This is a genomic window from Acinetobacter gyllenbergii CIP 110306 = MTCC 11365 (assembly GCF_000413855.1).
In the GTDB taxonomy this organism is placed as follows: Bacteria; Pseudomonadota; Gammaproteobacteria; order Pseudomonadales; family Moraxellaceae; genus Acinetobacter; species Acinetobacter gyllenbergii.
Map to the genome: position 1 here is coordinate 1 of NZ_ATGG01000058.1, position 14,327 is coordinate 14,327.

Consider the following 14,327-nt stretch of genomic DNA (forward strand, 5'->3'; position numbering starts at 1 on the left):
ACCCATCGGGGGCGTGGCGAAATTGGTAGACGCACTGGATTTAGGTTCCAGCGCCGCAAGGTGTAAGAGTTCGAGTCTCTTCGCCCCCACCATATTTAAGAGAGTATTACTACTTTCTTTATGATGAAGTCTGAAGGACTTCCATCATGCTGTTATAGAGGATTGGTGTAATGGTAGCATGACGGTCTCCAAAACCGTTCGTCAAGGTTCGAGTCCTTGATCCTCTGCCAAATTAATAAAAAAGCCCTTGTGAAAACAAGGGCTTTTTTATGGTCTAAATATTTCTAAATCATGATTATAGAATTTAAAAATTGATGAAAATGAATAAAAAGGATTTAAAGTCAAAATTTGATGATTAGGGTCAATATTAATATCGGGCAGTTGGACTATTTTGATGAGAGATTCTTAAGCAAATCAAAATTATCTCTAAGTTCAAAACTAGTCAGTAGGTTTAAATATGTCAGACTCCAATATACATTTTCAATTAGATGTTGAGTCACATTCAACAAAAGATTTCGGTTTATTCGGTCCTGATTCAATCACATGGAAGGTGTGGTCTCATCCTGCGGCTTTTGTTGGACTAACGCGATCTTTTTATATTGAAGTCTTGGGGAGTATGGATGCAGCGGCTGCTTTGGCAGATCGAGCAACTTATAAGTCTGATCCTGTCGGACGATTGAGTCGTACCATGTCGTATTTTCTTACGGTCATTTTTGGTGATACTGAGACTGTAAAGAAAGCCAATAATAGGTTGTTCAAATTACATTCTCATATCAAAGGTAATGTACCATTAACAGGGAAACATTATAGTGCACATGACCCGCTTCTCGTTGTCGGAACGCATCTTATAACTTGGCATTCCGTCTACTATGCTTATGAGAAATTAGTTGGGAAACTGCCGATTGAAGAAGAGCAGCAGTATTTTAAAGAGAGTATTAGATATCTTGAATGTCTAAAAGAGGTCTATCCATATCTAAGTATAGCATCAGTAAAAGAAAGTGCATTACAGCATGGCTACGATATCACGAGTCTTAATGAGATTGAAAAACTTCCCGATACGCGTGAAGAGTTTAGAAACTATATAAGATTAACCAATTCCAAAGCCGTCATTACGCAACAAACGCGTGACATCATTAATACCTTACTAGATCCCTCAGCCGTAGAGACAGATGATCGTCTTATGAGCCTAATACTTAAGTTTTATCCTGTACTGAAGGTAATCGTGGTGACTTTAACCCCCAAAGAAATTTGTAATTTAGCCGGTTTATCCAGATCTTCAGGAAAAGATAAATTTGCAATATTATTAGGTAAACTATTTGTGAGGACTGTCTCTATAGAGATGATTAAGGCGTTGTTTGAGAGCAGAATTGGAACAAATGGATATGTGCTCATGAATAATGCAATGAGAGCAAACAAGAGGCTAAGCGTTTCCTGACAGCGGCTGTTATGAAGCGTGATAAATAATTCACTTATGGTATAGTTTAAAAAAATATCCTGCCTGCATTATGAATAAAAATCCGACTGTAAATGGTGCTATTGCTGGGATGTTTCTTGAATTTATCTCAGAAAATCATCTCGATCTACCTTTGGGAAAAACTTATCTTGAGAATTGGAAAATCGATGGCAGAGTCTCAATTTTCGAGCTCGGGTTATGTTTGCGATTAATTCAGGAAAAATGCCCAGACTCTGGACTCGGAATGAAAATTGCTCAATATTTTCAACCAGTATATTCAGGCTTATTGGGCTATTTGATATTGCCATGTCAAAATTTTAATCAAGCAATCATGCAATTTAAAAAATACTATGCATTGATGTGGGATGGTTTTTCGGTTGATATCATAGAAGATGATGAGTTCGTTACTGTTAGTTGGAATGTACCAGCTTTAGAAATATATAAAAATCATGTTGAGCTTCTAGAAATTATAAGAATAGGTTATGAGCTAGGGATAAGTTGTTTTATTAAGATGTTACATCAACTCACGAATGAATATAGCCTTTTACAACCGATCTTAATTAAACTACCAGGCAATCAGCCTGAAAATACAAACATTTATCCTGATTTTTTTCAATGTCCAATTCTTTTTGATGCTAATTGTGGTGCTGTTAGTTTTAATAAGGCTATATTAAAATCTCCCATAAATTTAAATAATACTTATTTTTTGGAGCTGCTCAATAGGCAAGCAGAAGCGTATTTAAAATCAATAAATCTGGCACAAAAAAATATTCATACAGATTTTGTTCTTAAATTTCAAAAGGTCCTGGGTCATGGGATTGAAGTGGGAACCCCAACTATTGAATATGTGGCAAAAGAACTGGCCATGTCTAAATCAACCTTATCTAAAAGACTTTTAGATCAAAATCTAAGTTTTCAAAGTCTTTTAGATAAGGTTCGATTAGAACTGGCTAAAATGTATATGGCGGACCAACTGCTTTCATTGGCTGAGATTTCAAATTTATTGGCTTTTTCTGAGCAAAGTGCTTTTAATCGTTTCTTTAAAAGAGTCACGGGGTTGAGCCCTAACAAATATAGGAAGTCTTTTCTTTAACCGCTACGGAATCGTTAAATCACTAACAGAATTTTAGTGTCCCATAGCAGTTTTGTGCAGGTTTTTGGCCTAAATCCAATGGATTGATATAAATAGGTTGACTAAACAATAAACCGCCAATCACATCTGATGCTGCAACTTCAACTTGTTGTTTAATATCTAAATTACTGATTTGAAGATTAGGGAGGGAGATCCACCAACCAGATTGTGTCTGTGGGTTATCAAAGCGTTGGGTGCTCAATTTCTGCCAAGTGATTGGTGCTGATTGTAATGACAAATAGAAGTCGCTGGTTGGAATATTTGCGTCTTTATCTTGTGCAAGTAATAATCTATGAACTGTACTAAGTGGCTGGTTTAAAACATTGATATTATTCAAGGTTAAGCCGATCGGAAAACCTACTACAGACGTTGTAGTGGCTTGTAATCCAGTCAGATCAATCGTCTTTGCTCGGTTCACGCTTATAGAAGTGCTATACGGTGCTAAAGTTCCTGTGAAAGGTAAACAGACTAAAAGTCTGACACATCCATTACTAAGTTTAGAGTCGGTTACGCTTATATTGAGATCTCCAGTAATTGTTCCTATCCCAGTATCATCCGATATATTTTCAGAATCAGGATTTGAGCCAAGCGAAAGCAGCCCTAATACCGATTCAGCACCAAAGCGTAACCCTACAATTTCTCGTAATGCAGCAGAGTTAGGATTCTTTATAGCGAACTCAAAAAATGGATTTTTAATTTTGGCATCTGTATTGGCAAAGTTATTATCAATTGGATTAACACCCGTCAAGCTTACATTGGAGAGGTCGATATCACATCCAGGACCTTTTGCGCCACCGCATCCAAGTTGCAGGCTTTTTATGTTTAGATTAGTTTCCATCTCGACTTGCATTGCTAATCGATAAAAACCAATATTTTGATTCGGGTTCCCAATAGTATCAGCAGCAATATTTTGAATACTAAAAAGTGCTTGGCCTGTTTCTTCAGATAGTTCTTTATCACTCATTGAATCCATTGCATTCGTAAGGTTTAAGCTAAGTGTAAAGAAAAACGCTAACATGGTTTTTTGACATATTTTAGTAAACATAAAGTTGTTCTTTGGAAGAAGAATATGTTTCTAAAATATGGATTTAATTATATGAAAGATTGATTTAAACCTCCTATTTTTTGATAATTCATGCATTTTTATTGCATATAGCTTGAGGAATTTAAAGTACTGAGTACGTTGATCTTACTAATGATTTGATTTCAGTTTCACTGTTTCAAGACCTGATTAATTTTATCATTCGTACTGGACATCCTTGGCTTGAAATTAACCCTTTGGCATTTGATCCTCTTTTGGATTATCCATTTACTTTACCGCGAATTTCAAAACAAAAAAATACAATGGTTGAGATCACAAACACATGAAGGGCGTTCAGCTCATATTTGTTTGACAGTCAATGACTATGATTTATTGATTCATCAAGTCAAACACAGCGATGCAATAACGGCAGGGCCCAGCCATCTGTTTCACCCCTTATTAAAACAAAAAGAGATTGCGATTTTGGATTATCAGAATCCTGCTTTCACTTGGCATGCATGTGCAGTGTATAAGCCGATTAGTATTCACTCGATGGGAATGAAGCTGTTTTTAGAGATGATTCAGGATTGGTTTGAACAAGAGAAATGATATTGGGTGCTTTATATACGTTTTAAATAAGATATAAATTATGAATTAATGACATATTATTATGAATATATTCATCAAAGAGAATAATAAGAAAAAATTAAACCTTTGAAAAATAAGGGTTAAAAACTTGGCATATTCATTGCAATATTTTGATGGGAATAAGCAATAAGGGATTATGAATATGTCAATTCATCTATTTAAATCGGTCAGTAAACTGGTTACAGGTATTGGGGCTTCTGAGGAACTCATTCATCATATCCATCGGTTGAAAATGTCAAAGATTTTGGTCTTAACTGATAAAGGAGTGTTAAATTCTGTAGCAGTAGAAAAAATAAAACAGAATTTAATCAATAATAATATTGAATATACGATTTATTCAGATATTACACCAGAACCTGAAATTGAAGTTGTACTCAAAACAAAACAATTTTTTGAGCGAGATCAATATAATGGAATTGTCGCTATAGGTGGCGGGAGTGTTATCGATACTGCTAAATGCGTTGCAATATATGGAAATAATAATGTGCCTTTGGATAGTTTATTTGGCGAAAATAAGGTTGAGCAGAAAGGATTACCTTTAATTGTACTGCCAACAACGGCAGGAACAGGTTCCGAGGTAACCAATATCGCTATTTTATCTGATACTGTAAATCAGGTAAAAAAAGGAATTGTTAGTGATTATCTACTACCTGATGTCGCCATTATTGCCCCAGAAATGACGGTAAGTTGTCCACCTTCGATTACCGCAGCAAGTGGCGTAGATGCATTGGTCCATGCAATAGAATCGTTTATCTCAGTAAATGCATCTCCATTAACCGATGCCTTCGCAATTCAGGCAATGACTTTGATCATGAAATCACTGCCTGCTGCCTATGCAAATCCAGAAAATATGCTAGCACGGGAAGATTTAGCCAATGCAAGCTTAATGGCTGGTCTTGCATTTGGTAATGCTGGTGTAGGTGCTGTACATGCTTTGGCTTATCCATTGGGAGGCCGGTTCCATATTGCACACGGTGTAAGTAATGCACTGTTGTTACCTTATGTCATGGAATATAACAAGGTCGCATGTTTAGATAAGTTTAGGATCATCGCACAGTGTTTTGATGAACCTATTGTTGGTTGTAATTCGATTCAAATCGCAAACAAAGTAATCGATCGATTATATCTTTTATGTGAGATGGTTAATATTCCAAAGGGATTGAATCATTTCAATATACCTAAAGAGGTTATTCCAGAGCTGTCAGCTGAAGCAATTAAAATTGAAAGATTGCTACGGAATAATCCGAGAAAGCTGAATCTTCAAGAGATTGAAAAAATCTATGAGGCGGCTTACTAAAATCAAAGGAATGAAAAAATGGATTGGGTAGATTTTCTATTAAATCGTGATCTCAATGAAATAGGCATTTCAAAAAAAATGTTTATTTCAATTGTTGATGCTATCGATGATGGTGTTTTCATTACAGATGAAAAGGGAATTATCTTATTTGTGAATAATGGATATTTACAGCTCACAGGTTTGAGTCGTGAAAATCTGTTAAACACCCCAATCCAAAGCTTGGTAAAACAAGGTGTTATTTCTCGATCTGTTTCTCTGGATGTGATTAAAACACATCAAGAGAAAACATTGCTTCAGTCCTTAAAAAATGGGAAAGAATTATTGGTTACTGGGCATCCAGTATTTAATGAGAAAAAGAAGTTAATTGCGGTTATTACCTCTGTAAGAGATATTACGGCATTAACAGAAGCTCAGAATGCACAAAGAGAACTGGAGGATATTAAAAATACACAGAAAAAATATTCAGGTTTAAAATCAACTACAGGTTTTTTAGAGCATTTAAGTGATTCGACCAATCGTACTTATAAAAAAGCCGAAAGAATAGCATCTTCTGATATTAAAATTTTAATACAGGGTAATACTGGGACAGGGAAAACTGTTTTAGCACGTCATATTCATAAATGCAGTGAACGTCGAGATAAACCTTTTTTAGAAATAAACTGTGCCACGATGCCTGAAGGATTGTTGGAATCAGAGCTTTTTGGCTATGTGCCAGGTGCATTTACTGGGGCGCTACAGAAAGGGAAAAAAGGATTGTTTGAAGCGGTGAATGGCGGAACGTTATTCCTAGATGAAATCGGTGATTTACCGCTTGCACTACAAGCAAAAATTTTGAAGGTTTTGGAGGACAATCGTTTTATTCCAGTAGGCGGTTTTGAATATATTTATACAGATGTTCGTATTATTTCCGCGACACACCATGACTTATTGGGCTTGGTTGAAAAAGGATTGTTCAGAAACGATTTGTATTACCGTGTTTGTGTAGCCACTTTGCATCTTGATGATTTAAAAGACCGCCTAAATGAATTGGGTCCATTAATAGAACTTTACTTAGAAATTTTCAATAAAAAATACAGATTGAATAAAAGTTATGCAGAGGAAACGATTGAGTTAATCAAAAGATATGCATGGCCAGGAAATATAAGAGAGTTGACCAACTTTGTTGAACAGACAGTCGTCATGAGTGAAATGGATATTATCCAACCGCTGGATATTCCAGCAAATATTCAGCAATCAATTCAAAAAGGACATACGTCTTGTACAGATCAAAGTCTCAAAAGACAGGTCGATGAGTTTGAATACAACATAATTTCTCAGGCTTTAGAGCGATATAAAACGACGCAAAAAGCCGCACAAATTTTAGGGATTGATCAATCTACTCTTGTGAAAAAGCGACAACGCTATTTAGAACGTTACTAAGGATTAAATATGGATATTCTTCATTTAGACACATTTAAAAATTTAGCTTATATCAACGGAAATTGGGTTGAGTCCTCCAATCAACAGTCGATTGAAGTCTTTAATCCTGCAAATAATGATCTTATTGCAACCATTCCAGCCTTAGCGGTTGAACAAATTCATGAGGCAATTCAAGCCGCTTCGGATGCCCTGCAGGCTTGGAAAATGAAAAGTGTCAAAGAACGGTCTGATCTTTTGAAAAATTGGGCGAGATTGGTACTGGATTATAAAGATCAGCTAGCCTCCATTATGACCATCGAACAGGGTAAGCCACTGAATGAGGCAAAAGGTGAGATTAGCTATGCAGCCAGTTTCATTGATTGGTTTGCAGAAGAGGGACGTCGCATGTACGGCGATACTATTCCTGCACCGACAAATGATAAACGGTTAAAAACGATTCGTGAGCCAGTTGGGGTTTGTGTCGCGATTACGCCTTGGAATTTCCCAGCAGCGATGATTACACGTAAAGCTGCTCCAGCCTTGGTTGCAGGTTGTACCATGATTGTGAAGCCTTCTGAAGAGACGCCTTTTAGTGCTTTAGCATTGGCCTATTTGGCGGAAAAGGCTGGAATACCAAGCGGGGTTTTGAATGTTGTTACAGGTCACGCACAAGAAATTGCACCCGTTTTAACGGCGAGCAGTATTGTAAAGAAAGTGAGTTTTACGGGCTCTACGCCGATAGGTGCTTTGTTAATGCAGCAATCAGCGTCGACGCTAAAAAAAATGTCACTTGAGTTGGGTGGAAATGCACCTTTGATTGTTTTTGATGATGCTGATTTAGATTTGGCGGTGCAGGGCACGATCGATAGTAAGTTTAGAAATGCAGGGCAAACCTGTGTGTGTAGCAATCGTATTTTTGTTCATGAATCTATTCATGATGCATTCGTTGAAAAATTAAAAATTAAAGTTTCTCAATTAAAACTCGGAAATGGTTTGCAAGAAGGCGTTGATCTTGGCCCTTTAATTAACCAAAAAGCAGTGAACAAAATCGTTTCACATATTGATGATGCAATTGATTTGGGTGCTGAGCTGATTTTGGGAGGTCAAAAGTCAGCAATAGGAACTCACTTTTTTGAACCCACGATTGTCATCAATGCCAATGATGAAATGTTGTGTTTCAAAGAAGAGACCTTTGCTCCGCTCGCACCTATTTTTAAATTTAAGACTGACCAAGAAGTCATTCAGCGTGCAAACAATACCGAGTATGGCTTGGCCTCATACATTTTTACGGAGAGCTTAAAGCGTAGCATCCGAGTCTCCGAAGCTTTGGAATATGGAATGGTGGGAATTAATACAGGTTTAATTTCGACAACGGAGGCGCCATTTGGTGGGATTAAATCCTCAGGATTTGGTCGTGAAGGGTCTAAGTATGGTTTGGATGAATATACGGAGTTGAAATATATCTGCACGGGAGGTTTGTGAATAAAGCAGCCAAAAGGTTGTTTGGTTTTTTGAAAGCGTAACGTTAAAAAGGAACTTTGAAATGGAAGAAGTGAAATTATATGCCATGACATGTGGCTGGATCACAATGCCTTATGGTTTTTTTATGGCTGGAGAAACTGGGAGTCTGGCGATTCCTGTTCCATGCTATTTGATTGAGCATCCTAAAGGGACGGTCTTATTTGATACTGGATTGGAATTGCCGCTGCAGTCAGAAGATGAATCTGTGGTTAAAAAAGCCTTAGGTGGATTTGCAGACTTAACCACTGTAGATTTTGTTCCAGGTGAGGATGTTGCAAAACGCTTGGAAGCATTTGGTGTCGATCCGTTAAAAATTAATTTCATCATTAATTCTCATCTACATTTTGACCATTGTGGTGGTAATGCCTGCATTCCCAATGCGCGTCTCATTATTCAGAAACGTGAATGGCAGGCTGCTAAAAACGAAGAAAATATTGAAAAAGAAATCTATGTACCGCGTCATTACGATTTAGGACATGATCGACTTGAGGTTGATGGTGAGCATGATTTATTTGGTGATGGTTCCGTGATGTTAATCCCGAGTTTTGGTCACACACCAGGACATCAATCTCTTAAAGTCAAAATAGAAGGCAAAGCTGTGGTGATTACCGCAGATGCTTGTTATTTAAAAGCTTCCCTTGAAAAGATGACGCTACCAGATGCCATGGTGGTGAATGATGCTCAGGCGATGTTAAATAATTTTAATTTATTTAAACAGCTACAGTCCAAAGGTGCCTTTGTCTTATATGGACATGATCCAGAACAATCTAAATTACTGACAGATGGATCAATTCGCAGAATTACCTCAGAGACTTTAGCAAGTCTGTAATCAACTATGTCATTTGTCATAGAGCATTTGATATTGGAAAGGGCTTGAATGCTTCAAGTCTATATAAATAGCAATCTGCTTTTCTCATGATTCAAAACAGATTGTAAAAATGGATTTTATCTCAAGGAATAAATTATGAAATCTTTCGTTAAAGCATCTACATTATTGGCTGCAGGCATTTTAACTTCACAGCTTTTTACCGTTTCGGCTCAGGCAGCATTACCAGACAGTTGTGCAAAAGATGCAAAAGGCCGCTATAGCCCACAATTTGAAGTGCCATGTAAGGCATTAGATGATTTTTTAACTACATTTAACGCTAAAGATGAACTTGCATGGGCAAAAACGTTGAATTATCCACATGTTCGTATGTCTGGTAATCAAGTAACTGTTTGGCAAACGCCAGAGGCGTATGCAAAAGATCAGGATTTGCAAAAACTTGCAAAATCGATTGGTTGGGAAAATACCCGTTGGGATTATCGTTACGTTGTGCAATCAGGCAGTGATGGTAAAAATAATCCGAATAAATATCATGTTGCTTTATCTTTTACCCGTTTAGATAAGGCCGGGAAACCGATCCCAGGTCATACCTTTGATTCCTTTTATATTATTACGAATGTAGATGGTAAGTGGGGAACACAATTCCGTTCAAGTATGGCGGGATCATTACATGGTAAATCAGCATATTAATGTTGATTTAAATTCTCCTAGCTAAGCCTTGGTTTGGTGAAAATAATAAAAAGCAAAGCTTCAGCTTTGCTTTTTTTATTATTGCACTTTATCTCTTATTCAGTTGTTAAGTTAAAATGATTGCTGGGGCATCTCTATTATTTATAAAACTAAACTAGTTCGGATAGGTTCGACCGTATTCAAATAGAGAGATGTCTCTATTTTCCTTTTAGATTGATCCTATAATTTTTCATATTGTCACTGTCAATAAATAAAATGCTAAAAAACAGCTCATTTTTTGCTTAATTTTAAATTTTTTGTGCCAATTAGTTTTTGAATAATAGAGTAATCAGCACCGCTGTTGATCAGTTTAGTGTATTCAAATTTGATTTCAGCTTGATGAAAAGTCACAAAAAAGACTTAGATAAATAAAGCCAGCTTGGTCATCACTGAGCTGAGGCTAGGGAAAAATTTAAGAATTAAGGAATAACAAATGTCAGGATTGTGCATGGTTCAACACAGATCGCATGAATTGAAGGTCTTACTCGAGAGAACAATCAGTGTAGTTTGTGCTGCGTTTGTTTTGACGCAAAATAAGGGGTAAGTGACATGATGATCATTCGCTATATCCAACAAAAAGACATCCATGATCTTTATCACTTGGCACAAAAAGCAGGTTTTGGCTTAACCTCTTTGCAACCTGATATGGAAATACTGGCTGCACGTATAGACCGAGCGATAAAGACGGTTGAAGGCAAACTAGAAAAGTCGGAGCAGGGCTATTTATTTGCATTAGAAGACATCACACTGCATAAGGTGGTCGGAGTGTGTGGAATAGAAGTTGCTTTGGGCTTGAAAGAGCCTTGGTATAATTTCCATGTGGGTACGCAAGTGCATTCTTCAGAACCACTGAATGTCTATAAAGCATTACCAACTTTGTATTTGAGTAATAACCATACCAACTGTAGTGAACTATGTACTCTATTTTTAGATCCTGACTATCGCTTAAATAAGAATGGCAAGTTTTTGTCTAAAGTTAGGTTTCTGTTCCTTTCTGCTTTTAGACAATATTTTGAAGAAACCATTGTGGCTGAAATGCGTGGCTTTTCAGATGAAAATGGCCGTTCACCGTTTTGGGATGCGGTTGGACATAAATTCTTTGATATGGAATTTACCAAAGCAGATTATCTGAGTGGAACAGGAAAAAAAGCCTTCATTGCAGAACTGATGCCGCGACATCCGCTTTATGTCGATATGTTGCCTGACGAGGCCAAAGCTGTGATTGCAGCAGTTCACCCAAATACAGTACCCGCATATAATCTGTTGATTGAAGAAGGTCTACGCTATAAGGGCTATGTTGATATCTTTGATGCGGGTGCGACTTTACAGGCTGATATTGAAAATTTAAGAGCGATTAGAGACAGCCATGTGGTGACGGCAAAGGTTGAGTCATCTGATCTGATTGCGCTTGGTGATGAGCCTTATATTGTTGCCAATGACGATTATGAAAATTTCCGCGCCATTCTGACGTATAGCCAGCCAGATTCCAAACAAGTGATATTGAATGAGGAACAAGCGCATCAGTTACATGTTAAAGCGGGTGCATCTGTACGGTTGCTCAATATCAATATTGCAAATTAGAACCTAATGCATTGTATTTGAGTAAATCGCTAATTTAGCGCTTAATTAATGATATTTATGCTGTAATTTTTTAGCCATATTTTTCTGTTTTTCTCGATGATAAATGTTTCTTCATTTCATGAATAACATAGATGAGTGCAAATTATGATTGATCATATGGTTTATATTTCATGTTAATTGGGTATTAATTAAGCGGACATGAAGAGCATCTTCTTCAACTTATTCATGAATGAGATATGATGCTTGCGGCTAAAATAGTTTTGATTAATAAAAAATAGATTTTAGCGTGTTGAGAAGGGATCTAATACCAACAATTTATAGATGAGGTGAATCATTTAAATTATTAATTTCAAAATAACTTTTAGAAAATGGAACTTTTAAATTAAAGCATTTTAAAAATAATTTATTGATATCAGGCAATGATAACGGCTGTTATACATTGGAGTAAGGATGACATGACTCAAAATAATGAAAAGCAACTTCTGCAAGGAGATCTGCTTGGCAGTCAACATATGACGCAGCAGGATGAAGAAAAGTTACAACGTTCTTTGACCAATCGTCATATCCAGATGATCGCCATTGGTGGTGCAATTGGTACAGGCCTATTTATGGGTTCTGGTAAAACCTTGAGTGTTTCGGGTACTTCAATTGTTTTAACTTATTTAATTATCGGTTTTTTCTTTTTCTTTGTGATGCGGGCAATGGGTGAGCTATTGCTGGCAAATACTAATTTTAAGACCTTTGCTGATTTTGCAACAGCGTATATCGGCCCTTGGGCAGGTTTCTTTCTGGGTTGGTCCTATTGGTGTAACTGGATTATTACCGCAATTGCCGATGTGATTGTGATTGGGGGGTATATGCAGTTCTGGTATCCTGACGTTCCTGTTTGGATACCTGCATTTACCTCACTGGCAATTTTAACCATCCTGAACTTTGTCGCCGTTCGTATGTTTGGTGAGTTGGAGTTTTGGTTCTCTTTAATCAAAATCTCCGCCATTATTCTGTTTATTCTTGCAGGGATTTATTTAATCAGCACTGGCTTTACCTCGCCGAGTGGTGTCAAAGCTTCGATGAGCCATGTATTTGAAACTCAATCAATGTTCCCCTATGGGGTTACTGGCTTTTTAGCAGGCTTTCAGATTGCGATTTTTGCCTTTGTCGGTATTGAACTGGTCGGAACCACTGCAGCCGAAACCAAAGATCCACATAAATCATTGCCTAGAGCCATCAATTCGATTCCATTACGTATTTTGTTGTTCTATGTCGGTGCCTTGGTTTGTATTATCGCAGTGACCTCTTGGGCAAAAATCTCACCAGAAAAAAGTCCCTTTGTGGAAATGTTTTCCTTGATTGGATTGCCGATTGCGGCGGGATTGGTCAATTTTGTGGTGGCGACGTCTGCACTTTCTTCGGCAAATAGTGGGATTTTTGCGACCAGCCGTATGCTTTATGGTTTATCTCTAGACAATGATGCGCCGAAAAGTTTTAGTAAATTGTCAAAAAGAAAAGTGCCGATTCGCGGTCTGATCTTTTCCATGACTTGTGTCACGATTGGAACCTCGATTTTATTTATTGTGCCGAATGTCATGACAGCATTTACCATCATTTCAGCATTGACTTCGATTCTATGTATTTTTACCTTTATGCTGATTATTTTGTCTTATATCTGCTATCGGAAAAAATTCCCAGAGTTGCATCAGCAGTCTAAATTTAAAATGCCAGGTGGTTTGATTATGGCATGGTTCACCATGTCATTTTTGGTATTTACCATTGTGATCTTAGCTTTAGATCACGATACGCTGATTGCGCTGGCTTTTTCACCAGTATGGTTCATTGGTTTGCTGATCGCATATCGTCGTAAAAAGAAAAAAATGCTGCAACTCGATCTGTTAAAAACCAGAACGGTGGATTATGTCTAAGTTGGGTTAAATCTATCGCTGTTTATTCATTTACAAGGTGCTAAATTTTTCCAAAAATGTTGCCGAGTATTAAGCATGAATGCGATTGTTTGATCCGAGCCTTTATTCTTGTACAAGAATAAAGGTGATTTAGAGATAAGTTGCTGGAAATAAAACTCTTTTTGACCGTGTGATCAAAAGTAGAGTGAGTTAAAAAAATGATATCTTCAGTTTTGAGCTTGCGCTTATTTTAGGTGGCGCAGCCAAACTGGAGCATATACCTAAGCTGCGCATTATTTCACATTTACAGTGATTGGCTTCTTCGGATATACCAGCAAGGTGTTAAATACTGGTAAGTTTGTTGGTGAGCAAGATTTTAGAAAAGAGGAGGACATCGCTTCTTTTTATAGTATAAAGTGCTTGTATGGAATATTTAAGAACAAAGTGTATGCTGGAAATGATGAAGTATGGCAAGCATAAACAATAGTCAGAAAATAGTTAATATTTTAACCAGTCTCTGCATGAATATTAAAGCCATCAGCTATTCTAAAAAAGTTCTAGTCGGTTTTTTACCCATTATTTTATGTATGAGTTGTAGTAATGGTCAGTCTGCAGCACAGACGAATTCAGATACTGAAGGGTTTGTGAAAAAATTGAATCCACAGCATCAATTTAAGGTGCATGGCTGTGCAATTAATTATAACGGCACAGATCTCTATATGAGTTCTACTGTAGAACCTTGGCTCAAAGCATTGGGAAAAAATTATAGAAAAGTGGATAGTACAGATGGAGCTAATTTAACCAATTTATATATCTATGATGA

General features: G+C 37.0%; 12 protein-coding genes, 2 tRNA genes and 1 pseudogene. 14 read left to right on the top strand and 1 reads right to left on the bottom strand.

Annotation, left to right across the window (positions count from 1 at the left end; translation table 11 throughout):
* Positions 1–7 precede the first annotated feature (7 nt).
* The 4 genes from F957_RS01310 (at position 8) to F957_RS01295 (ending at position 2,546) form a co-directional block, all read left to right on the top strand.
* A tRNA-Leu gene (locus F957_RS01310) sits at positions 8–92 on the top strand.
* Positions 93–156: 64 nt separating this feature from the next.
* Positions 157–230 (top strand) — tRNA-Trp (locus tag F957_RS01305).
* Positions 231–457: 227 nt separating this feature from the next.
* A complete protein-coding gene (locus tag F957_RS01300; protein WP_016543109.1) occupies positions 458–1,435 on the top strand; it encodes an oxygenase MpaB family protein in 978 nt (325 codons plus the stop codon).
* A gap of 70 nt (positions 1,436–1,505) precedes the next feature.
* Positions 1,506–2,546 carry a helix-turn-helix domain-containing protein gene (locus F957_RS01295; RefSeq protein WP_016660672.1) on the top strand — a complete coding sequence of 347 codons (1,041 nt, stop codon included), beginning with the start codon at positions 1,506–1,508 and terminating at the stop codon, positions 2,544–2,546.
* A gap of 22 nt (positions 2,547–2,568) precedes the next feature.
* Here F957_RS01295 and F957_RS01290 read toward each other — a convergent pair whose 3' ends face one another.
* On the bottom strand, positions 2,569–3,549 hold the full coding sequence (locus tag F957_RS01290) for a hypothetical protein (protein WP_228129662.1): 981 nt from the start codon (positions 3,547–3,549) through the stop codon (positions 2,569–2,571).
* A gap of 384 nt (positions 3,550–3,933) precedes the next feature.
* On the opposite strand from F957_RS01290, the gene F957_RS21990 reads away from it, so the two are divergent.
* The 10 genes and pseudogenes from F957_RS21990 to F957_RS01250 all read left to right on the top strand — a co-directional run.
* Positions 3,934–4,215 (top strand): LysR substrate-binding domain-containing protein, encoded by a 282-nt coding sequence (locus tag F957_RS21990; protein ID WP_228129663.1) that lies wholly within the window; start codon positions 3,934–3,936, stop codon positions 4,213–4,215.
* A gap of 181 nt (positions 4,216–4,396) precedes the next feature.
* Positions 4,397–5,551, top strand: coding sequence for an iron-containing alcohol dehydrogenase (locus F957_RS01285; RefSeq protein ID WP_016543114.1), 1,155 nt, complete (start codon positions 4,397–4,399; stop codon positions 5,549–5,551).
* An 18-nt stretch (positions 5,552–5,569) separates the two neighbouring features.
* Complete coding sequence (locus tag F957_RS01280) at positions 5,570–6,970, top strand: sigma-54 interaction domain-containing protein (RefSeq protein WP_016543115.1); 1,401 nt, start codon at positions 5,570–5,572, stop codon at positions 6,968–6,970.
* Between the two features lie 9 nt (positions 6,971–6,979).
* Positions 6,980–8,431 (top strand): NAD-dependent succinate-semialdehyde dehydrogenase, encoded by a 1,452-nt coding sequence (locus F957_RS01275; protein ID WP_016543116.1) that lies wholly within the window; start codon positions 6,980–6,982, stop codon positions 8,429–8,431.
* Between the two features lie 61 nt (positions 8,432–8,492).
* Positions 8,493–9,299: an N-acyl homoserine lactonase family protein gene (locus F957_RS01270; RefSeq protein ID WP_016543117.1), complete on the top strand. Its 807-nt coding sequence runs from the start codon at positions 8,493–8,495 to the stop codon at positions 9,297–9,299.
* 135 nt (positions 9,300–9,434) lie between these two features.
* The gene (locus F957_RS01265) at positions 9,435–9,986 is read left to right on the top strand and encodes a hypothetical protein (protein ID WP_016543118.1); all 552 of its coding nucleotides are present in this window, start codon (positions 9,435–9,437) and stop codon (positions 9,984–9,986) included.
* Positions 9,987–10,574: 588 nt separating this feature from the next.
* Positions 10,575–11,606, top strand: coding sequence for an arginine N-succinyltransferase (gene astA, locus F957_RS01260; RefSeq protein ID WP_016543120.1), 1,032 nt, complete (start codon positions 10,575–10,577; stop codon positions 11,604–11,606).
* 455 nt (positions 11,607–12,061) lie between these two features.
* On the top strand, positions 12,062–13,525 hold the full coding sequence (locus F957_RS01255; RefSeq protein WP_016543121.1) for an amino acid permease: 1,464 nt from the start codon (positions 12,062–12,064) through the stop codon (positions 13,523–13,525).
* A gap of 226 nt (positions 13,526–13,751) precedes the next feature.
* Positions 13,752–13,817, top strand: a complete 66-nt coding sequence (locus F957_RS22100) for a hypothetical protein (protein WP_328285101.1) — start codon at positions 13,752–13,754, stop codon at positions 13,815–13,817.
* Positions 13,818–14,025: 208 nt separating this feature from the next.
* A pseudogene (locus F957_RS01250) lies at positions 14,026–14,327 on the top strand (hypothetical protein); the annotation flags it as partial.

Excerpts from the sequence above, each read along its gene's own strand:
- F957_RS01300 (WP_016543109.1), top strand. The coding sequence starts at position 458 with ATGTCAGACTCCAATATACATTTTCAATTAGATGTTGAGTCACATTCA.
- F957_RS01295 (WP_016660672.1), top strand. The coding sequence starts at position 1,506 with ATGAATAAAAATCCGACTGTAAATGGTGCTATTGCTGGGATGTTTCTT.
- F957_RS01290 (WP_228129662.1), bottom strand. The coding sequence starts at position 3,549 with ATGAGTGATAAAGAACTATCTGAAGAAACAGGCCAAGCACTTTTTAGT.
- F957_RS01285 (WP_016543114.1), top strand. The coding sequence starts at position 4,397 with ATGTCAATTCATCTATTTAAATCGGTCAGTAAACTGGTTACAGGTATT.
- F957_RS01280 (WP_016543115.1), top strand. The coding sequence starts at position 5,570 with ATGGATTGGGTAGATTTTCTATTAAATCGTGATCTCAATGAAATAGGC.
- F957_RS01275 (WP_016543116.1), top strand. The coding sequence starts at position 6,980 with ATGGATATTCTTCATTTAGACACATTTAAAAATTTAGCTTATATCAAC.
- F957_RS01270 (WP_016543117.1), top strand. The coding sequence starts at position 8,493 with ATGGAAGAAGTGAAATTATATGCCATGACATGTGGCTGGATCACAATG.
- F957_RS01265 (WP_016543118.1), top strand. The coding sequence starts at position 9,435 with ATGAAATCTTTCGTTAAAGCATCTACATTATTGGCTGCAGGCATTTTA.
- astA (WP_016543120.1), top strand. The coding sequence starts at position 10,575 with ATGATGATCATTCGCTATATCCAACAAAAAGACATCCATGATCTTTAT.
- F957_RS01255 (WP_016543121.1), top strand. The coding sequence starts at position 12,062 with ATGACTCAAAATAATGAAAAGCAACTTCTGCAAGGAGATCTGCTTGGC.